This is a genomic window from Janthinobacterium sp. HH102 (genome assembly GCF_001758625.2).
Taxonomy (GTDB): Bacteria; Pseudomonadota; Gammaproteobacteria; order Burkholderiales; family Burkholderiaceae_D; genus Janthinobacterium.
Window position 1 is genome coordinate 5047404 of record NZ_CP062062.1, and the last position, 20091, is coordinate 5067494.

The following is a 20091-nucleotide window of genomic DNA, read 5'->3' on the forward strand; positions in this document are numbered from 1 at the left end:
CCGTACTAAAGTACGGTTGCGCTTCTTAGCCACAAATCACTGGCGCTCGCTACGGTTTTGTTGGGCGTTGCTACGTCCAAGTGCATTCACAATTAAAAAAGGCTGACCCGGTTTCCCGGGCCAGCCTTTTTAATGCGCGGCAGGTTCTGATGCCTGCCGCGAATGTAGCGCTTATTTCAACTGATCATTCAGCAGACCCAGGATCTTCTCGGCCACCGGCGAGGTATCGGGTTTGCCTTCGTTGCTGAGGACGCTGACCAAGCTGGTCGAGCCAGTGCCGGCCTTGACCAGGACGCGGTAGCGCTGCGCTTCCTTGTCCTTGTCGGACGACGAGCCCCAGCTGAACAGCTTCGAGAAGAAGCCATCTTTCTTGACCGCGTCCGGATCGACGTAACGCACGAAATACGTGCCTTGCGTGCGGTCGCGGTCTTCCACGGTGAAGCCGACGCGGTCCAGCGCCAGGCCGACACGGCGCCAGGCGCGGTCGAAACCCTCATCGACTTCGATGGCGCGCGCCGGCGTGGCGGCATCGCCCACCAGCTTGGCGTGCTGCGGCTGCACAATCGCGGCATCGACGGACGTCTTCGCTTGTGCTTCGTCGCTGGCCGCGCCCAGGCGCGTCATCAGCTTGGCCAGGAATTGCGCTTCCAGGCCCGGATCGTTCGGGCGAGCGGTCCAGGTGGTGGTTTCCTTGTCGCGGCCGGTGACAACCTCTTCCACGCCGCGGTGGCTGATGTAGATCTCGGTCGAACCGTCGGCCAGGCGCTCCACGCGGGTACGGAACTTGTCTTTTTCACCGGTCGAGTACAGCGAATCGAAGGCCTTGCCGATGGTGCTGCGGATAAAGTCTTGCGGCACCTTGGCGCGGTTTTCGTTCCACTCGGTTTCCATGATGCCAGCCGTCGGCTGGTCGACGGCAATGGTAAAGCCCGAATCTTCCCAGAATTGCTTGAGCTGCGGCCACAGCACCTCGGGCGACTGCTTGACGACCAGCCAGCGCTGGTTGCCCGCGCGCTCGACCTTCACGCCGCCTGCCGTGACCGGCACCACGCCGACCACGCCGTCGGCGCCCACGACGACCGGGGTACCGGCCGTGGCGTTGCGCTGCGCGTTGTAGCCGGACGCCGTGGCCACGCCGTTTTTCGCATCCGGCAAGGAGTAGCGGTTGTCCTGCTGCAATTGCGTCAGGTCAGGCGGCACGTCCAGGGTGCCGGCTTTCTTGACCGACTTGTAGTCGACCTTGTCGCCGCCGACTACCGAACTGATCATGCCGCAGCCCGCGAGGCTGGCTGCGACGGCGCCGATGACGATGCCGCGGACGGCGATGGTGGCAGGCGCCGATTGGTTTTTCTTGCAATTAGTCATGTCGTAACTGGATAAGAAGCTAAGTAGCAGCTGGAATCAGGGAAGGTCCGGACTGGTCAAGTCCGGGCTTGAAGTTCGGCCTTAAGACAGGACGCCGGCGTCACGCAAGGCATCGCGCACGGTGGCATGGCAGTTTTCAGCCAGCGGCACCAGTGGCAAGCGTATGCCGGCAGGCATCAGGCCCATTTCGGCCATCGCCCATTTGACGGGCACCGGGTTGGGCTCGACAAACAATTTCTGGTGCAGAGGGAAAACTTTGTTATTGATGGCAATCGCCTTGGCACGCTCGCCCGCCATGGCCGCGACGCACAGTTCGTGCATGGCGCGCGGCGCGACGTTGGCCGTCACGGAAATGTTGCCGTGACCGCCGCAGAACATCAGCGCCATGGCCGTCGGATCGTCGCCCGAGTACACGGCGAAGTCGGCCGGCACCAGGCGCAGCAGGTCGATGCCGCGGCCGATATTGCCGGTCGCATCTTTCACGCCGACGATATTCGGGATGGCGGACAGGCGCACGATCGTTTCGTTGCTCATGTCGGCAACCGTGCGGCCAGGCACGTTGTACAGGATGACGGGGATGTCGACGGCTTCGGCGATGGCCTTGAAGTGCTGGTACATGCCTTCCTGGGTAGGACGGTTGTAGTACGGCACCACTTGCAAGACAGCATCGGCGCCCGCTTCTTTCGCGTAACGCGTCAGTTTGATGGCCTCGGCCGTGGAGTTGCCTCCGGCACCGGCGATGATAGGAATGCGTCCCTTGGCATGTTCGACGGTCAACTGGATCAGTTCGCAGTGTTCCTCCACGCTGACTGTTGCCGATTCGCCCGTTGTGCCAACGATGACGATGCCGTCCGTACCCTCGGCAATATGCCAGTCGATCAGCTTGCGCAGACCTGGAAAGTCCAGACTGCCGTCTGCGTGCATCGGGGTGACGATTGCTACAATGCTGCCCTTGATCATAGTAAGTTTATAGCGCCGATAAATAAAACAACGATTGTAGCGGATAGCCCGCGCCTGTGGTGCATTCTGACATAGTATGGCCGCTCAAAACGTCGGCAGCAAGGCTGCCAACCGTGGAAAATCCGGCCGGACGGCACAAATTCGTTGCACCAGAGCAGCTTTTGGCTGTTCGACGCGCCCATCTTCATACGCTACCACACGCAAACCCTGCTGCACCGCCCAGGTCAGCATTTCGCCTTCCTTGAGCAGGAATTTCGGATTCGACGGCTTGCCGAACTGCTCATTACCCTCGGCAAACGTTTCATACAGCAGCACGCCATCGGGCGCCAGGCTGGCAATCATGGCTTCCAGCAACGGCCGGTGCAGATAATTGGTGACGACGATGCCGGCAAAGCGGCCGGGAGCGAAGGGCCACACGGCGCCCGGCGCCTCCAGGTCCACCAGCGAGGTGGTGATACCCGTGCCGGCCGCCTTTTCCAGCATTTCAGGATCATGGTCGAGCGCGAGCACCGGGTGGCCCAGGCTCACCAGGTGGCGCGCATGGCGGCCTGCGCCGCAGGCCAGGTCCAGCACTTCGCCGCCCGGGATCAGGGGCGCCCAGCGGCGCAGCCAGCCGGAAATCGCTTCGGTTTCTATTGTTGGTTCAGTTACTTGCATCGGTACTTCCATCAATTATTTACAACCATCCAGTTGCTTGCATCAAGTCAACAGGGCCGTCAGGGGCGTGACCACGGTGACAAAAATGCCTATGACAAATTCGATCGCCGTCAGCAGGGCGCGGTTCAGGATGCCCGTGTACATCAGCAGCACCAGGGCGCCGAACACATACAGGCTGTAGCGCTCGATGCTGGCGTACGGGCGCGCCAGCTGCATCGGCAGCAAGCCCGTCATGATGCGTCCGCCATCGAGCGGCGGCACGGGAATCAGGTTAAAGACGAACATGGCCGCATTGACGCTGACGCCGGCGCCCGCCATCTTGCGGAAAAACATGCCCATTTCCGTCGGCGGCAGCACGCTGAGCACGACAAAGGCGATCATCCAGCCCAGGCCCATGACGAAATTGGCGCCAGGCCCGGCAAACGCCACCCAGGCCATCTGTTTCTTCGGATTGCGCAGGCGGCTGAAATCGACGGGCACCGGCTTGGCATAGCCGAACGGTACCTGGATCGTGAAATACAGTATCAACGGCAGCAGGATCGTGCCGAAAGGATCGATATGCCGGATCGGATTGAGGCTCAGCCTGCCCTCGTTCGAGGCCGTGGGGTCGCCGAAATAGCGGGCGGCGTAGCCATGCGCCGCCTCATGCAGGGAAATGGCAAACAGCACCGGCACCAGGTACACCGCAACGGTCTGGACTATCGTATTGAAATCGCTCATGACCGCGATTCTACCAGAGGCGTCCCAGGCCCTTTCTTACGTTGTCATTAAGAACAAATGAAGAGCTGCGCCGCAACAGGTGGGCAATGCCCCTCTACAAGCCCAGCACGGCAGGGTCGCCGCGTCCCACGCGCACCACTTCCGGCTCTGGCCCCGTCAGGTCGATCACGGTGCTGGGGCCGTGCGCGCAGACGCCGCCGTCGATGATCAGGTCGACCAGTTTTTCCAGCCGTTCGCGGATCGTGTCGGCATCCGTCAGGCTCTCCTCGTCGCCGGGCAGGGTCAATGTCGCACCCAGCAGCGGCTGGCCCAGCTCTTCCAGCAGGCATTGCACGATGCGGTGCTGCGGCACGCGCAGGCCGATGGTCTTGCGCGAAGGATGGCTGAGGCGGCGCGGCACTTCCTTGGTCGCTTCCAGGATGAAGGTGTAGGCGCCCGGCGTGGCCGCCTTGAGCAGGCGGAACTGGCGGTTGTCGACTCTGGCATACACGCCCAGCTCGCTCAAGTCGCGGCACAGCAAGGTCAGATGGTGCTTTTCATCCACGCCACGGATGCGGCGCAGGCGCTCGACGGCGCCCTTGTCGTCGAGCTGGCACACCAGCGCGTAGCAGGAATCGGTGGGCAAGGCCACGACGCCGCCGGACTGGATGATCTGGGCCGCCTGCTTGATCAGGCGCAATTGCGGATTCTCAGGGTGAATCTGGAAAAATTGACTCATGTGTAAGCGTTCTGGCGAACCAGCTTGTTAAGTTAGCATTATTGTACGCTGCGCAGCGCGGCGATACGTTGTTCGATGGGCGGATGGGTGGCGAACAGCGCGCCCCAGCCGCCATTGCCGCCGCTGATGCCCAGCGCCTGCATCGATTGCGGCAGTTCGCCCGGCGGCACGCCGCCCAGGCGGGCCAGCGCATGCATCATCGGCGTGGGGCTGCCCAGCAGCTTGGCTGAACCGGCATCGGCGCGGAATTCGCGCTGGCGCGAGAACCAGGCGACGATGATGGAAGCGAGCAAGCCGAAGATCACTTCGCACACCATCACGGTCACAAAGTAACCGATGCCGCGCCCGCCGCCTTCGCGGTTGTTATTTTTCAACAGCACATTGTCGACAAAGAAACCCACTACGCGGGCCATGAAGACGACAAAGGTATTCACCACGCCCTGGATCAGGGTCAAGGTGACCATGTCGCCATTGGCAACGTGGGCGATCTCGTGGCCCAGCACGGCCTCGACTTCATCGCGGTTCATGCTTTGCAGCAAACCGGTGGACACGGCCACCAGCGCCGAATTCTTGAACGCGCCCGTGGCAAACGCATTCGCGTCGCCTTCGTACACGGCCACTTCCGGCATGCCGATGCCGGCCCGCTCGGACAGCGCACGCACGGTATTGACCAGCCACAATTCCGTCGACGAGGTCGGATTGTCGATCACGCGCGCGCCCGTGCTCCACTTGGCCATCGGCTTGCTAATCAACAGGGAAAAGATGGACCCGGTGAAACCCACCACCAGCGAAAACACCAGCAGGCTGCCCAGGTTCAGGGTACTGCCCCGCGCCGGATTGCCCACGCCCAACAAGCTGAGGACGAGCGACAGCACCAGCATCACGGCCAGGTTGGTTGCAATAAAAAGGACGATACGTTTCATGGGCGATGGCTCCAGATGACTATGTATAACAAGAATAACAAAAAGATATGCACGCAAACGCAGATTTCAAGCAGCGACACGACGGCGCATCGGCAGCCAGGAAAATCGTCGCGAGCGGCAGTGATTTGTGGCCGAGAAGCGCAACCGTACTGGAGTACGGTGAGCATCGCCGGCCGCAAAGCGCGCCGCGCAGCAGATTTGCCTGGCTGTCAGCTAAAACCAGTCGTGCCAGATGGGGGTCACGTTGGCAGGCAACGGCGGCAACATGGCAAAATCCACGCGCGATTCGCCCGGCGCATGGAAATCCGTGCCGCGCGAGGCGAGGAAGCCGTAGGCATTGGCCAGCTGCGCATATTCCGGATACTGGTCCGGACTGTGGCTGCCCGTGACGACTTCGATGGCCACGCCGCCGAGTTGCTTGAATTCATCGAACAGCACGCCTTGCGCCATGTCGCTGAAGCGGTAGCGGCCCGGATGGGCGATAACGGCCACGCCGCCCGCCCCGCGTATCCAGCCCACGGCTTCGGCCAGGGTGGCCCAGCGGTGCTCGACGTAGCCCGGCTTGCCTTCCGACAGGTATTTTTTGAACACGTCGGGGATATTCGCGCATTTGCCCATTTCCACGATGTAGCGGGCAAAGTGCGTGCGCGACATCAGGTCCGGGTTACCGACGAATTTCAAGGCCCCTTCATAGGCGTCGGGGATGCCAGCCAGGTCCAGCTGGCGGGCGATTTCCCGGCCGCGCGCATCGCGTCCCGAACGCGTCTGGTGCAAGCCCTGCACGAGGCCCGGGTTGTTTTCATCGACTTGCAAGCCCACGATGTGCACGGTTTCGCCGGCCCAGGTGATCGAGATTTCCACGCCGGCCACGAAACGCATGCCCAGGTCCAGCGCGGCCGCGCGCGCGGCAGCCACGCCGGACACTTCATCGTGGTCCGTCAGCGCCCACACATCGACGCCCGCCTTGCGCGCGTGCGCCGCCACGGCGGCCGGTGACAGCACGCCGTCGGAGATATTCGAATGACAATGCAGGTCGACTTTAAGCATGTGAAAACAATACCCTGCACGGGCTCAGCATGGAGGAGGGTAGGAAGGGCCTGTTACCAGAACCCCTCCCCCCTAAGAACCGTGCTTGCGACTTTCATCGCACACGGCTCAAGCTTAATAAAAATTCCTATACAGGAACAGGCTTAACAACTTGTAATTTCAGATTATGCACTTGATTATGACAGTTCGGGTGAAGTAGTACGCGATTTCCAAGGGCATCGGAGCCTCCCATCACACGGTATTCCATGTGGTGGTCGTGCCATCCAGTGTCCATGTTCATCTCATACCCACACAAAGCGCACAGGCCGCGTTGATCGAAATACAACTTCGCCCATTCCTTTCGGTAGCTCATCCTTTTCAGCATGCGCTCCTGTCGGAGGGTTTCGCCGTACACCTCCCATTGCGGATCATAGGGATGATAGTCCCCTTTGATCTTCCTGTGGCGCTCGATGAGCGTACCCGAAAGCGAATACAGCTCCATCACACCTTTACCGCCATCCTTTGTGACAACGTCCACAGCAAACACCCAATTTCGGTCACCGATTGTCCGCCAGTATTTCTTGCGAATCCAATCAGCATCTTTGTTCGGGTGTCTGCGCTTGGCCCACCTCATCAGTCGCCAGAATAGCAGCGACTGCATATACGAGAACGCCTGCTTGGCAACTACGGGACTGTGATATTGCGCCCAGCCTCGTAGCACCGGATTCAGCAGCCGGATCAAATCCTCCTGCTTTGCCGTCAATTGTTCGCCGATCACCTTCCTCAACTTTTCATAGAACGCTTTCACGTTTTTCTGACTCGGTTTGATGAGCAGCTTTCCCTCGTATTTCCGGAAATTCCACCCAAGGAAGTCAAAGCCTTGGTCAATATGTACGATATTGGTCTTGGCCTGCGACAGTCGCAGCCCACGCTTTGCGAGGAATGCTTCTATCCATGGCCGGATTTCTGTTTCCAGCAACTCTTGTGAAGCACTGGTTACCACGAAATCGTCCGCGTATCGCACGACACCAACTTTTAGCTTTTGGAATTTCGACGTTCCGAATCGGACACCGAGGTGTTCGATCAGTTCCGATTCCAGTCCATTCAGCGTCCAATTTGCCAATGCAGGGCTGATGATGCCGCCCTGCGGTGTTCCCGCTGTGGTTGCCAGCAATTGCGTCCGGTGAACCACCCCGGATTTCAACCACTTCCGAAGAATCAATTTATCCATGCAAACATGGTCAATCATCCAGTCGTGGTTGATGTTATCGAAGAAACCTTCAATATCCGCATCCAGTACCCATTGGGCCGAAGTCCTCTGGGACATTCTTACGAATATCTGGCTCATTGCATCGGCCGTTGAGCGGCTTTTCCGAAAACCATAAGAATTCGGGTCACTCACCGTTTCCAATACCGGATCAAGCGCCAGCAAATACAACGCCTGCATGGCTCGATCTTTCATGGTCGGGATGCCCAAGGGGCGCTCCTTCCCATTGGCTTTGGGGATATAAACCCTCCGTAGTGGCAGGGGTCGATACCGACGCTTCTCCAACTGCGCAATCGCCGCAAATTTCTGCGACGGCGTTTCCCATAACTGCCGGTCTACGCCTGCGGTACGCTTACCTTGATTCTCTGTCACCCGTTTAACTGCCAGCGCTTTTGCGCTGAACGAGCGGGTCAGCCACCGCTGCAAGGCTTTCACCCTGCGCCAGTCACCTTCCTGTGTTGCCTTCGTTAAACGAATCTGCATGACTTTCACGCTCTTCTGAACGCGTTGCCAGTTGATGGCAGCCCATTCATTGGGAACGTGCGAGGACGCAGAATCGATTGCGATACCTTCGATTACTTCCATTGCTGAACCTCGTCGTAGTAATGCCCGCCGAAGACGCAGCTTCCCCCGAAGGGGAGAACTGCATCCCTTCGGGGCGATTGAAATTAACCTACTTTTGTCTATGTAGTCGCTGACGACTATTGCACCAGATGGAAGTCTGCACGTTTTCACGTCGGGACAAATTTTGAATCCCTATTCCTGCCATTACAGCCGGACATTCACTTTTTCCATCCTCCCATACCCGCTCCGCCATGGGTTTCCCTCACGGGTTACTTGCCTTCGATGATCCGATAAGCGACGAGTCGGGCTTACCACGTTCCTTGAGATGCCCGCACGGCCGAATTGCGCCGCACATGACTGTTTAGGGTCTGACTTTCCCCCGGTGGTTTGACGACGACGTATCCCCAACTTCTACGGAGATATCCAACCACATACCTTTTGGTTCAGGCCAACAGCAGATTAGGCCTGTCAATGATCACGAGGGTTCAAGCGTCAGTTCACATTACATTACCCATGCAGCCTCACCTAGCCCCTCAACCGCCTTTCTGCTGGCAGTTTCCGCTCGACCATTCGCATGGCGTTCACGCCGCTTACGCGGGGGTACATTGTCATCGGAGCTTCAAAACCCCTCCGTTACCGGAGACGCATGTCCGAGTAGGTGACAAGTGGTCGCACACCCGGTCACAGCATCAGCATTCCAGGACGCAGAATAGTTGAGTGTGACAAGGCATCTCAGAGCTTGCGCGATCTTGCTGTTCCATTCTGTTTAGACAAGGCCGAAAATGACCTACCGTAGATTTCCTGCTAACGAGGAAATCAGATTGTTCAAAATCCCTAAAATTTCGTGGAATTTGTCGCAAATTAGCAACGCAATGACCGCCTTGTCAGCGGAGAATCGAGAAAAATAGTGCCTAAATTACAAATAACTCAGTAATCAAGACGTATTAAACCAAGTCATTGGAACATTGCGATTGTTTGATTTATCCCCGAATTTGCAGACGCAATTAGGGAGCCCACGGTGTTTAGTGCCAGTCTTATTTTTAAATTTAACGTAGTTAAATCAAAGACTTACCGCGAGGCTTGCAGGATGGATACAGCTTTCTTGATTACTACTTACTGCTTCGAATCAATGCCGCAGAGCGACGGATCGCGACTATCGTGTCGCACAGAAGTTTTCATTGTACGCTGCTTGTCAAATCGCGCTGCGGCGTTCCAGACACACATCAGGCCAAAAATGCTTCCACCAGCCGCGCCAATGCCGCCGGTTGATCATGATGCAGCATGTGGCCCGCATCCGCCATCATCTCGCAGCGCACATCCTTGATGCAGGCCAAACGCCGGTCGATCTCGATGCGCGCCTGTTCTTTTGGCCCCATCCATTGCCACATATTCGTCTCAATAGCCTCCACCCACAGCACGGGCGCCGTGATGCGGCGCCAGCAGGCCATCACTTCTTCCACCTGGTACAGGATGGGATTGACGCGCTTGTGCTGCGGGTCGCCCATGATGTCCCACTCGCCCGCCTCGTTCTGCGCCGACCAGTGTTCAGCCAGGAAGGCCGCGCGGTCGTCCGGCAGGCGCGGATTGGTCTTTTGCAGGCGCTCGGCCACGGCGCGCTGCGAAGGATAGCTGCGCATGGCGGGCGGCTCGCGCAATTCATCCAGCCACTTGGCGTAGCGGCCCGGCGCCTGCTCCGGTTTTGTTGCCATCATGCCGAAGCCCTCCAGGTTGATGAAGCGGCTGATGCGCTCGGGCCGCACGCCCGCGTACAGGCCAGCCACGTTGGCGCCCATGCTGTGGCCGAGCAGATTGACGGGTGCTTCCGGCGAATAGTGCAGCAGCATGGCGTCCAGGTCGGCCAGGTAGTCGGGGAACCAGTAGGTATCGGACTGCGTGTAGTCGCTCAGGCCAAAGCCGCGCCAGTCGGGGGCGATCACGTGCCAGTCGCCGTGCAACTCGTCGACGACGAACTGGAACGAGGCGGCCACGTCCATCCAGCCGTGCACCATGAACAGGATGGGCGCGCCTTCGCGGCCCCAGTGGCGCACATGCGTGCGGGCGCCGCGGATGTTGATGAATTCGGAACGGGAAAGTTTCATGGGTTTCATCTGATTGCCTGCCTTGAAAGTGGCGCAGATGGCGCCACATGCTGTGTCTGTAGATAGGATGGACATAAAAGTACGACCGTTCGATAATTATACCGGATTGACGGTCGGCGCTCGGACTTGTCTTGCAACAGCGTAAAATAGCGCAAAACTTTCGCGTCCGGCCGCGCCCGGCGCTTCCACCACCGCCACAGGCTGACGATGACACTCTACCAATTGGGCGACTATGCGCCGCAGATTGATGCTTCCGCTTTTGTTGCCGACACGGCCAACGTGATCGGCAAGGTGACCCTGGAAGCGAATACGTCCGTATGGTTCGGCGCCACGATTCGCGGCGACAACGAACGCATCACCGTGGGCGCCAACAGCAATGTGCAGGAAGGCGCCGTGCTGCACACGGACCCGGGCTACCCGCTGGACATCGGCCGGAACGTGACCATTGGCCACCAGGCAATGTTGCATGGATGCACGATCGGCGATGGCGCCCTGATCGGCATCCAGGCCGTGATCCTGAACGGCGCGAAGATCGGCAAAAACTGCCTGGTCGGCGCGGGCGCGCTGGTCACGGAAGGCAAGGAATTTCCCGACAATATGCTGATCATCGGCTCACCGGCGAAAGCCGTGCGGGCCCTGACGGCAGACGATATCACCAGGCTACAAGGCAACGCCGTGAACTATGTGCAGCGCGGCCAGCTATTTAATACGCAACTCAAGAAGATTGGATAAGAGAATGACGACTGAAACCACGGGCGCAGTCAGCGCAGCCGTTAGCGGCCAGGATACCCTGCAAAAATTTATTTTCGACAACGCCGCCGTGCGCGGCCAGTTCATCGACGTATCGACCACCTGGCAGGAAGTGGTGTCGCGCCACGCCTACCCCACGGCCGTGAAGAAAGTGCTGGGCGAAATGGTGGCCGCCGCCGCCCTGCTGTCGGCCAACCTGAAATTCAACGGCTCCATCATCATGCAAATCCACGGTGACGGTCCCGTGCGCCTGATGGTCGTCGAATGCGATTCCGACCTGCGCCTGCGCGCCACGGCCAAGCTGGACCCGGACGCCGCCATTCCCGACGTGGCTACCGTGCCGCAATTGCTCAACGCCACGGGCAAGGGCCGCTTCATCATCACCCTGGACCCGGCCGACAAGGTGCCGGGCCAGCAACCATACCAGGGCATCGTGCCGCTGGACGGCGACGACATGGCCACCGTGATCGAAAACTACATGTTGCGTTCGGAACAGCTCGACACGCGTCTGTGGCTGGCCACGGACGACACCGTCTCGCGCGGCCTGCTGCTGCAAAAACTGCCGCACCATGGCGGCAAGGCCGAGGCGACGCCCGTCTCGGAAGAAGACGCGCTCGACACGTGGAACCGCGCCGTGATGCTGGCATCGACCCTGAAAGAGGCGGAAATCCTGTCGACGGACATCGATACCCTGATGCAGCGCTTGTTCTGGGAAGAAACGATCCGCGTGTTCGATCCGCTGCACCCGAGCTTCCATTGCAGCTGCACGCGCGAAAAAGTGGGCAATATGCTCAAAATGCTGGGCGAGGAAGAAGTCAACAGCACCCTGGAAGAAGTGGGGCAAGTGGGAGTGAACTGCGATTTCTGCGGCCAGCATTACGAATTCGACAAGGTCGATTGCGCGCAGCTGTTCATCACGGATGCGCCGGCCGAGGTCTTGATTCCGCCAGCCGCCAGCATCAACTAAGCATTACAGTTTCGCCATGAATCTGCCGCGCCGCCCTTGAGGCGGCGCAATCGTTTCCACTGTCATCGTTCCGTCATCAGTTCGTCATCAGCCCGTCACGCGCCGCCGTTACGCTGCGCAGCTTGTATTACTTCCCACTTTCCACAGGCTGATGATGACCACCCACTTGACGCTGGCCCTGCGCCGCCATTCCTTCCACGTTTTGCTGGGCGCGTGCGCCGCGGGCTTGAGCTTGCCGGCCCTGGCGCAAACGGCCGTGGCCGCCGCCGTGGCATCCGCCACGACCGACATGGCAGCCGCTGCCGCCCCGGCTGCCGACGACAACGCCCCGATGGCCACCGTGGAGATTTCCTCGCGCAAGACGCGCTCCTCGGTTGCCCTGAGCAAGAATGAAATCCAGAAAATCCTGCCCGGCACGAATCCCCTGAAAGCCCTGCAAACCTTGCCAGGCGTCAGCTTCCAGACGGCCGATCCTTGGGGCAACAACGAGCAGAACCTGTCGCTGTTCGTGCATGGCTTTTCCGGCCAGCAACTCGGTTACACCATGGATGGCGTGCCGCTGGGCGACCAGCAGTACGGCAACTACAACGGCCTGTCGCCGCAGCGCGCCGTCATCAGCGAAAACGTGCGCAGCGTCGTGCTGTCCTCGGGTGCGGGCGACCTGGCGACGGCCTCGACCAGCAACCTGGGCGGCACCATCGAAACCTATTCCAGCGATCCGCTGGCCACGCAAGGCGCCAGCCTGCAGCAGACGGTGGGCAGCCACCGCACCTCGCGCACATTTGCCCGCTACGACACGGGCGTTTTCGGCGACGGCAGCAGCGCCTATTTTTCCATCCTGCACCACGAAGCGCGCGCCTGGGATTTCGATGCGCGCCAGGGCGGCGACCAGTTCAATGCCAAATACGTCAACCGCAGCGAGGCGGGCAAGCTGACCCTGTTCTTCAATTACTCGGACAAGATCGAGCCGAACGAAGACAGCACCGTGCACGTGGCGGGCGAAACGAGCGCACCGTACACGCGCCCCTTCCTGTACCCCGACTTCAAGGCGGCCCTGAACTACCTGTCGCCGACGGGCGCGACGCCTGCCGCGGACGGCAACAATTACCGCAATTACTACAGCGATGCGCAGCGCACCGATTACCTGGCCTACGCCAAGTTCGACGCAAACTTGTCAGATGGCATGACATGGTCGAACCAGGTGTATTACCACAAGGATGACGGCGCCGGCGTGGTGGCCGGCCCCATCGGCGTGGCCGGCTTGCCGGGCCTGTTCAGCGTGTACTACCCGAAACAGAACCTGAAACAAGTGTTCGGCAACTCGGGCTACGCCGTGCGCACCACGGAATACGACATCAAGCGCGGCGGCTTCATTTCCACCGTGCGCAAGGAAATTGGCGAGCATCAGCTGGAAGCGGGCCTGTGGCTGGAACAGAACCGCTCGTCCGCCTACCGCCGCTGGTATGCGCTGGACGTCAACAACCCCACCTCGCCGTATGACCGCCCCAGCAATCCTTTGATCACGCAGTACGGCAGCGAGATCGACAACAAGGTGGTGCAACTGCACCTGCAGGATGAATGGCGCATCCGCCCCGATATCGCCCTGCAGGCCGGTTTCAAGTCCAGCCTGCAGTTTGCCGACGGTCAATTCCCCGTGCAGCCGGCGCTGGGCGCCATCGCCGGCGGCTCGACGGCCTTGCCGGTCGGCACCATCAACACGAAAAAATGGTTCTTGCCGCAAGTGGGCGCGCGCTGGGACTTCACGCCGCAAGACCAGCTGTACTTCAACATCCAGAAAAACATGCGCCAGTTCGTCACCTATGGCGGCGGCGGCGCCTCGCCGTGGAGCTTGTCGAGTCAGGCCGCGTTTGATCTGTTCAAGCGCGACGCCAAGCCGGAAACGGCCCTCACCTATGAAGTGGGCGTGCGCGGCAGCCATCCTTTGAGCCTGGGCGCCATCACGGCCATCGATGGTCAGGTCAACGTCTACCACGTCGATTTCAGCAACCGCTTGCTGCAGATCAGCCCCACGCCCGTGATTTCGTCCATCATCGGCGGCAATCCCGTGCTGGCCAACGTGGGCAGCGTGCGCACGGACGGCATCGATATCGCAGGTACTATCCACTTCGGCAACAATTTTTCGTTCTACAATGCCCTGTCGTACAACCGCTCGCAGTACGCGGACAATTACAACAATGGCGCCGCGCTGGTCTTGACCGCCGGCAAGAACGTGCCCGGCTCGCCGGAATGGCTGAACAAGTTCGTGGCTTCGGCCACGTTTGGCGATATCGAAGTGCAACTGACGGGAGACTATGTGGGCAAGCGCTACGCGACGTACACCAACGATTTGTCGGTCCCCAGCTATTTCCTGATGGGCCTGGGAGTGTCGGGCAAGCTGCCGGCCATGGCCGGCTGGCTGAAAAACCCGCGCTGGCGCGTGAACGTCAGCAACCTGGCCAACCGCGAAGGATCGCTGAACGTGGTCGTGGGCGCGGCCGACAAGACGTACAACACCTTCCCCATCGCCCCGCGCCAGGGCTTCCTGACCTTGACGGCGGACTTCTGATGCGCGCGCCGCATCTCGCCCCTGTGCTGCCGCAACGGCACTTTTCGCGCCGCAACTTCGTCCAGGCGGCCGTGGGCGGCCTGGCCCTGGCGGCAGCACCGGGCTTTGCCGCCGGCCTGCTGGCCACGCCCCCGAGCCGCCCGCTCGTGTTCGCCCACCGGGGCGCCAGCGCCCTGCGCCCCGAGCATACCCTGGCGTCGTACGCCAAGGCCATCCTCGACGGTGCCGACTACGTCGAGCCGGACCTGGTGGCCACGCGCGACGGCATCCTCGTGGCGCGCCACGAAAGCAACCTGATCGACACCACCGACGTGGCGCGCCGGCCCGAGTTTGCCAGCCGGCGCGGCAAGAAGATGGTCGACGGCGAATGGCACGAAGGCTGGTTCGTTGACGACTTCACCCTGGCGGAACTGAAAACCCTGCGCGCCATCGAACGCTTGCCGAAAGTCCGCACCGGCAACACCTTGTACGATGGACAATTCCAGATCCCCACGTGGGAAGAAATCATCGATTTTGTTGCAGCGCAATCTACCGCCAGCGGCCGCGTCATCGGCCTCGTGCCGGAGCTGAAAAGCTCGACCTACTTCCGCGATGCGGGCCTGGCGCTGGAAGACCGTTTCCTGTCGACCATGCTGGCGCACGAATACACGCGCCGCGCGCCGATCGAAATCCAGTCCTTCGAAGTGGCGAATTTAAAGTACCTGCGCGAGAAGCTGGGACGGCGCGCCAACGTGCGCCTGATGCAGCTGGTGGTGGGCGGCGACGTGCGTCCGCTGGATGTCGTCAAGGCGGGCGGAAAGCTGACGTTCGGGCAGATGACCACGCCGGCCGGCCTGCGCGACATCGCCGCCTACGCGGACGTGGTGGCGCCGCCAACGCGAGCAATCATCCCGCTGGACGCCGACCAGCGCCTGGCAAAACCCTCGTCCATCGTCGACGATGCGCACCAGGCGGGCTTGCTGCTGCACACGTGGACCTTCCGCCCGGAAAACCGTTTCCTGGCGGCCGACTTCCGCGATGGCAATGGCGAGAATGCGCGCAACGAAGCCGGTTCCGTGGCGGAGATGCGGCGTTACATCGAGACGGGACTGGACGGCTTTTTCAGCGACGATCCCGGTCTGGGACGCATCGCCGCCGGATAAACATTTGGTAACAAATTCTTTTTCAGGGCGTGGCTGGCGGCTACGCCCTTATTATTCGTTTCTTGAATTTCTGAAATTGGAATTTGAAATTAGACATATATCGCCAACTCCATTATTGTGCAATGCAACAACAGACCATTCATGGAGGGCATATGTCCACTTTTACCAACACCTACAGCAACGACAACGACAACTACTTCAGCAACCTGGGCCGCGCCACGCGCGCCTTCCTGGGCGCCCTGCTCGCTTCCAAGCCGTACAGCGAACTGGCCCAGAAGGAAGTCATCGCCACCGCGACGACCAGCGCCGACGACGAGCGCTATGTGCGCCCAAGCAAGCGCGATTTCGCCCTGCTTAACTCGGAAGCGAACCGCTACGAAAAGCTGATGCCTAACCTCGCAGCCGAGTTGCGTTTCTTGGCCTCGCGCGGCTAACTAAATACTGAAAGGATTTTTATATGATGTTTCTCGAAACCGCACTGATCGCCGTAGCCGTCGTCGTTACCGGCATCCATTTCTACCTGATCTCGACCGGCAAGGCGCGTTTCTGATCAGCAAGCAACAAGGCAGTCGTGTATAGCAGTAGAAAGTAAGAAGTACCAGGTAGTAATACAGCTGTGATATGTCAGCCTGGCAATCGGTTCAGGCTGGCAAGTGGGAAGTACTCAGTGCGGCGCGGCAGCGTCCACCGGCGTTTCCTGCAGTGGCGGGGTTTGTCCCTTGCGCACGATCTGCACGAAAATCTCATTCTGTTTGACCATGCCCAGCTCATAGCGGGCACGCTCCTCGACGGCGCCGGTACCATCTTTCAGGTCGCGCACTTCGGATTCGAGCTTGGCGTTGCGCGCCTTCAATTCCATATTCTTTTTATTCGCCACCGCCACCTGGGCTTCCATGTCGGCAACGCGCAGCCAGCCGCCTTTACCCAGCCAGAGGGGAAATTGGATCAGCAGCAGCAGGGCTGCCAGGGCGAGCGTAATCAGGCGCATGGGGTAGTCGGTTAACAAACCGGCCGGATATCTCCGGCCGGCCAGTGGGTTTTACATCAGCTTACTTCAGATTATAGAACGCATCGCGGCCAGGGTAGCTGGCGATGTCGCCCAGGTCTTCCTCGATACGCAGCAGCTGGTTGTACTTGGCCATGCGGTCCGAACGCGACATCGAGCCGGTCTTGATCTGCAGGGCGTTCGTGGCAACGGCGATATCGGCGATGGTCGAATCTTCCGTTTCGCCCGAGCGGTGCGAAATGACGGCCGTGTAGCCGGCGCGCTTGGCCATTTCGATGGCGGCGAAGGTTTCCGTCAGCGTGCCGATCTGGTTGATCTTGATCAGGATCGAGTTGGCGATGCCTTTCGAGATGCCTTCTTTCAGGATCTTGGTGTTGGTGACATACAGGTCGTCGCCGACCAGTTGCACTTTCTTGCCCAGTTCCTGGGTGAGGATCGCCCAGCCGTCCCAGTCGCCTTCATGCATCGCGTCTTCGATCGAGATGATCGGGTACTTGTCGCACCAGGTCGCCAGCAGGTTGGTGAACTCGGTAGCCGTCAGGCTCAGGCCTTCGCCTTCCATTTCGTACTTGCCGTTCTTGTAGAACTCGGACGCGGCACAATCGAGGCCGATGGCGATCTGCGTGCCTGGCTCGTAGCCCGCTTCTTCGATGGCCTGGATGATCAGCTTGATGGCTTCTTCATGGTTGGCCAAGGATGGCGCGAAACCGCCTTCGTCGCCCACGTTGGTATTCAGGCCCTTCTTGTGCAGGATCTTTTTCAGCGTGTGGAACACTTCCGCGCCGTAACGGACGGCTTCCTTGAACGATGGGGCGCCCACGGGAATGATCATGAATTCCTGGATGTCCAGGTTGTTGTCGGCGTGCGCGCCGCCGTTGATGACGTTCATCATCGGCACCGGCATCTGCATGGCGCCCGAACCGCCGAAATAGCGGTACAGCGGCAAGCCCGCTTCTTCGGCGGCAGCCTTGGCGACGGCCATGGAGACGGCCAGGATGGCGTTGGCGCCCAGGCGCGATTTGTTTTCCGTGCCGTCCAGGTCGATCAGGGTACGGTCCAGGAAAGCCTGTTCATTGGCGTCCAGGCCCATGATGGCTTCGGAGATTTCGGTATTGATGTTTTCGCATGCTTGCAGCACGCCCTTGCCGAAGTAGCGCTTGGCATCGCCATCGCGCAATTCCACGGCTTCGCGCGAACCGGTCGAGGCACCCGACGGCACGGCCGCACGGCCCATCACGCCCGATTCCAGCAACACATCGCATTCGACGGTCGGGTTACCGCGCGAGTCCAGGATTTCGCGACCGATAATATCAACAATAGCACTCATGTCATTCTCCAAAGTTAAGCGTAACAGGGGCTGCACACTGCGTTCTGATGCGCAATTGCACAAAGGGGGCAAAGAAACTCCCGGCGGGAACCATCTGGCCGGGAGCTGTCTTACAGGTAATACTGTCGTGATCGACCGCGTTATTGCGCAGCGGCGTTGGCTTCTTTGTGCGCCAGCGCTGCCTTGATGAACGAGGTAAACAACGGATGGCCGGTGCGTGGCGTCGACTTGAACTCGGGATGGTATTGCACGCCCATATACCATGGGTGGGCATTTTCACCCGTGCGTGGCAATTCCATGATTTCGCACAAATCTTCGCTCGGCGTGCGGGCCGAGACGATCAGGCCAGCCGCTTCGACACGGGCCAGGTAGTGATTATTGGCTTCGTAGCGATGGCGGTGACGCTCGGTCACCACGCTGCCGTAGATCTCGGCGGCGAGGGTGCCCGGATTGACGGCGCAGGTCTGCGCGCCCAGGCGCATGGTACCGCCCAGGTCCGAGTTTTCATCGCGCAACTCGACTTTACCATCGTGGTTTTGCCACTCATTGATCAGTGCAACGACCGGTTGATCCGTATCAAGGTCGAACTCGGTCGAATTCGCGTTCGGCATGCCAGCCTTGTTGCGCGCGTATTCGATCAGGGCCACTTGCATGCCCAGGCAGATGCCCAGGTAAGGAATCTTGTGCTCACGGGCGAACTGGGCCGCCTTGATCTTGCCTTCCACGCCGCGCTTGCCGAAGCCGCCCGGTACCAGGATGGCATCGTACTTGGCCAGGTTCTCGCAACCCGTCGTTTCGATTTCTTCCGAATCGATGTACTCGATGTTGACGCGGCTTTCCGTGTGGATGCCGGCGTGGCGCAGCGCTTCGATCAGCGACTTGTACGACTCGGTCAGCTCGACATACTTGCCGACCATGCCGACGGTCACTTCCGCCTTCGGGTGCTCCATCGTGTAGATCAGCTTGCTCCAGATCGACAGGTCGGCCGGTGCGGGATCGAGGTCCAGCGCATCGCAGATGATCTTGTCGAGGCCCTGGTCGTGCAGCATTTGCGGCACTTTGTAGATGGTGTCGACGTCCCACACGGAAATGACGGCGTCTTCCTCGATGTTCGAGAACAGCGAGATTTTCGCGCGCTCGTCTTCCGGGATGGCGCGGTCGGCGCGGCACAGCAAGGCGTTGGGCAAGATGCCGATTTCACGCAGCTTTTGCACCGAGTGCTGGGTCGGCTTGGTTTTCAGTTCACCGGCCGAGGCGATGTACGGCACCAGGGTCAGGTGGACGAACGCCGTGTTCTTGCGGCCGGCGCGCAGGCTCAGCTGACGCGCCGCTTCCAGGAATGGCAACGATTCGATATCGCCGACGGTGCCGCCGATTTCGCACAGGGCCACGTCGTAGCCTTCGGCGCCACGGCGGATGTAATCCTGGATTTCATTGGTGATATGCGGGATCACCTGCACGGTCTTGCCCAGATATTCGCCCCGGCGTTCCTTGCGGATCACCGATTCATAGATCTGGCCAGTGGTGAAGTTATTCACCTTTTTCATGCGGGTGGAAATGAAGCGCTCGTAGTGACCGAGGTCGAGGTCGGTTTCGGCCCCGTCGTCGGTGACGAATACTTCACCGTGTTGCATAGGGCTCATCGTGCCAGGATCGACGTTGATGTACGGGTCGAGCTTGAGCATGGTGACTTTAAGGCCGCGCGATTCGAGGATCGCGGCGAGGGAGGCGGCGGCAATCCCTTTTCCAAGGGAGGACACAACGCCACCAGTGACGAAGACAAATTTGGTCATTGCAGATGGTGCCGAACGGCACGTGCGGGAAATTGAAATTATACACTAAAGCCCGCCTGCGTCGCCCCCCGCGCGCGGAAATTTGCGCCAAATACCGACTATCCCTCCCCCTCCTGCTGTCTACGCACAACAAAATTACCCGATAGCAAGAATTGAAATATTTCCAATTCCATACTTTGTGTGGGCGAGCGAACAGACCCTGCCGCGCCCTGGCCGCAGACTGGGATTTTTCAACAGGAGG

17 protein-coding genes are annotated in these 20091 nt (G+C 59.9%); 5 read left to right on the plus strand and 12 right to left on the minus strand.

Translation table 11 applies throughout. The features are described 5' to 3' along the window. Window positions 1-171: 171 nt before the first annotated feature. The 9 genes from bamC to JAB4_RS23020 form a co-directional block, all read right to left on the minus strand. A complete protein-coding gene (bamC, locus tag JAB4_RS22980) occupies window positions 172-1365 on the minus strand; it encodes an outer membrane protein assembly factor BamC (RefSeq protein WP_070221425.1) in 1194 nt (397 codons plus the stop codon). 81 nt (window positions 1366-1446) lie between these two features. Beyond that, window positions 1447-2325 (minus strand): 4-hydroxy-tetrahydrodipicolinate synthase, encoded by an 879-nt coding sequence (dapA, locus tag JAB4_RS22985; RefSeq protein WP_070221426.1) that lies wholly within the window; start codon window positions 2323-2325, stop codon window positions 1447-1449. Between the two features lie 84 nt (window positions 2326-2409). Beyond that, on the minus strand, window positions 2410-2982 hold the full coding sequence (locus JAB4_RS22990) for a class I SAM-dependent methyltransferase (RefSeq protein WP_070221469.1): 573 nt from the start codon (window positions 2980-2982) through the stop codon (window positions 2410-2412). A 42-nt stretch (window positions 2983-3024) separates the two neighbouring features. After that, window positions 3025-3702 carry a site-2 protease family protein gene (locus tag JAB4_RS22995; RefSeq protein WP_070221427.1) on the minus strand — a complete coding sequence of 226 codons (678 nt, stop codon included), beginning with the start codon at window positions 3700-3702 and terminating at the stop codon, window positions 3025-3027. 94 nt (window positions 3703-3796) lie between these two features. After that, on the minus strand, window positions 3797-4420 hold the full coding sequence (locus JAB4_RS23000; protein ID WP_070221428.1) for an L-threonylcarbamoyladenylate synthase: 624 nt from the start codon (window positions 4418-4420) through the stop codon (window positions 3797-3799). A 38-nt stretch (window positions 4421-4458) separates the two neighbouring features. Beyond that, window positions 4459-5343, minus strand: coding sequence for a protease HtpX (htpX, locus tag JAB4_RS23005; protein ID WP_070221429.1), 885 nt, complete (start codon window positions 5341-5343; stop codon window positions 4459-4461). A gap of 213 nt (window positions 5344-5556) precedes the next feature. Then, complete coding sequence (locus tag JAB4_RS23010; RefSeq protein WP_070221430.1) at window positions 5557-6390, minus strand: 3',5'-nucleoside bisphosphate phosphatase; 834 nt, start codon at window positions 6388-6390, stop codon at window positions 5557-5559. 127 nt (window positions 6391-6517) lie between these two features. Further along, window positions 6518-8221 carry a group II intron reverse transcriptase/maturase gene (gene ltrA / locus JAB4_RS23015; protein ID WP_070221431.1) on the minus strand — a complete coding sequence of 568 codons (1704 nt, stop codon included), beginning with the start codon at window positions 8219-8221 and terminating at the stop codon, window positions 6518-6520. Window positions 8222-9423: 1202 nt separating this feature from the next. Next, window positions 9424-10299 carry an alpha/beta hydrolase gene (locus JAB4_RS23020; RefSeq protein ID WP_070221432.1) on the minus strand — a complete coding sequence of 292 codons (876 nt, stop codon included), beginning with the start codon at window positions 10297-10299 and terminating at the stop codon, window positions 9424-9426. Between the two features lie 207 nt (window positions 10300-10506). On the opposite strand from JAB4_RS23020, the gene JAB4_RS23025 reads away from it, so the two are divergent. From JAB4_RS23025 to JAB4_RS23045, 5 genes are all read left to right on the plus strand, one after another. Then, the gene (locus tag JAB4_RS23025) at window positions 10507-11031 is read left to right on the plus strand and encodes a gamma carbonic anhydrase family protein (protein ID WP_070221433.1); all 525 of its coding nucleotides are present in this window, start codon (window positions 10507-10509) and stop codon (window positions 11029-11031) included. 4 nt (window positions 11032-11035) lie between these two features. Beyond that, entirely contained in the window at window positions 11036-12016 is a 981-nt protein-coding gene (gene hslO, locus JAB4_RS23030; RefSeq protein WP_070221434.1) for an Hsp33 family molecular chaperone HslO, read from the plus strand. 151 nt (window positions 12017-12167) lie between these two features. Beyond that, window positions 12168-14582, plus strand: a complete 2415-nt coding sequence (locus JAB4_RS23035) for a TonB-dependent receptor (protein ID WP_227742017.1) — start codon at window positions 12168-12170, stop codon at window positions 14580-14582. Next, a complete protein-coding gene (locus JAB4_RS23040) occupies window positions 14582-15724 on the plus strand; it encodes a glycerophosphodiester phosphodiesterase (protein WP_070221435.1) in 1143 nt (380 codons plus the stop codon). The genes JAB4_RS23035 and JAB4_RS23040 overlap by 1 nt, the downstream gene beginning before the upstream one ends. A 152-nt stretch (window positions 15725-15876) precedes the next feature. Beyond that, complete coding sequence (locus JAB4_RS23045; protein ID WP_058049567.1) at window positions 15877-16158, plus strand: hypothetical protein; 282 nt, start codon at window positions 15877-15879, stop codon at window positions 16156-16158. A 230-nt stretch (window positions 16159-16388) separates the two neighbouring features. Here the strand turns inward: JAB4_RS23045 and ftsB are convergent, their stop codons facing one another. The 3 genes from ftsB to JAB4_RS23060 all read right to left on the minus strand — a co-directional run bounded on the left by ftsB (window position 16389) and on the right by JAB4_RS23060 (window position 19850). Beyond that, window positions 16389-16712 carry a cell division protein FtsB gene (gene ftsB, locus JAB4_RS23050; RefSeq protein ID WP_070221436.1) on the minus strand — a complete coding sequence of 108 codons (324 nt, stop codon included), beginning with the start codon at window positions 16710-16712 and terminating at the stop codon, window positions 16389-16391. A 61-nt stretch (window positions 16713-16773) separates the two neighbouring features. Beyond that, window positions 16774-18057: a phosphopyruvate hydratase gene (gene eno / locus JAB4_RS23055; RefSeq protein ID WP_070221437.1), complete on the minus strand. Its 1284-nt coding sequence runs from the start codon at window positions 18055-18057 to the stop codon at window positions 16774-16776. 140 nt (window positions 18058-18197) lie between these two features. Continuing rightward, a complete protein-coding gene (locus tag JAB4_RS23060; protein ID WP_070221438.1) occupies window positions 18198-19850 on the minus strand; it encodes a CTP synthase in 1653 nt (550 codons plus the stop codon). Window positions 19851-20091: the final 241 nt, after the last annotated feature.

Excerpts from the sequence above, each read along its gene's own strand:
- bamC (WP_070221425.1), bottom strand. The coding sequence starts at position 1,365 with ATGACTAATTGCAAGAAAAACCAATCGGCGCCTGCCACCATCGCCGTC.
- dapA (WP_070221426.1), bottom strand. The coding sequence starts at position 2,325 with ATGATCAAGGGCAGCATTGTAGCAATCGTCACCCCGATGCACGCAGAC.
- JAB4_RS22990 (WP_070221469.1), bottom strand. The coding sequence starts at position 2,982 with ATGCAAGTAACTGAACCAACAATAGAAACCGAAGCGATTTCCGGCTGG.
- JAB4_RS22995 (WP_070221427.1), bottom strand. The coding sequence starts at position 3,702 with ATGAGCGATTTCAATACGATAGTCCAGACCGTTGCGGTGTACCTGGTG.
- JAB4_RS23000 (WP_070221428.1), bottom strand. The coding sequence starts at position 4,420 with ATGAGTCAATTTTTCCAGATTCACCCTGAGAATCCGCAATTGCGCCTG.
- htpX (WP_070221429.1), bottom strand. The coding sequence starts at position 5,343 with ATGAAACGTATCGTCCTTTTTATTGCAACCAACCTGGCCGTGATGCTG.
- JAB4_RS23010 (WP_070221430.1), bottom strand. The coding sequence starts at position 6,390 with ATGCTTAAAGTCGACCTGCATTGTCATTCGAATATCTCCGACGGCGTG.
- ltrA (WP_070221431.1), bottom strand. The coding sequence starts at position 8,221 with ATGGAAGTAATCGAAGGTATCGCAATCGATTCTGCGTCCTCGCACGTT.
- JAB4_RS23020 (WP_070221432.1), bottom strand. The coding sequence starts at position 10,299 with ATGAAACTTTCCCGTTCCGAATTCATCAACATCCGCGGCGCCCGCACG.
- JAB4_RS23025 (WP_070221433.1), top strand. The coding sequence starts at position 10,507 with ATGACACTCTACCAATTGGGCGACTATGCGCCGCAGATTGATGCTTCC.
- hslO (WP_070221434.1), top strand. The coding sequence starts at position 11,036 with ATGACGACTGAAACCACGGGCGCAGTCAGCGCAGCCGTTAGCGGCCAG.
- JAB4_RS23035 (WP_227742017.1), top strand. The coding sequence starts at position 12,168 with ATGATGACCACCCACTTGACGCTGGCCCTGCGCCGCCATTCCTTCCAC.
- JAB4_RS23040 (WP_070221435.1), top strand. The coding sequence starts at position 14,582 with ATGCGCGCGCCGCATCTCGCCCCTGTGCTGCCGCAACGGCACTTTTCG.
- JAB4_RS23045 (WP_058049567.1), top strand. The coding sequence starts at position 15,877 with ATGTCCACTTTTACCAACACCTACAGCAACGACAACGACAACTACTTC.
- ftsB (WP_070221436.1), bottom strand. The coding sequence starts at position 16,712 with ATGCGCCTGATTACGCTCGCCCTGGCAGCCCTGCTGCTGCTGATCCAA.
- eno (WP_070221437.1), bottom strand. The coding sequence starts at position 18,057 with ATGAGTGCTATTGTTGATATTATCGGTCGCGAAATCCTGGACTCGCGC.
- JAB4_RS23060 (WP_070221438.1), bottom strand. The coding sequence starts at position 19,850 with ATGACCAAATTTGTCTTCGTCACTGGTGGCGTTGTGTCCTCCCTTGGA.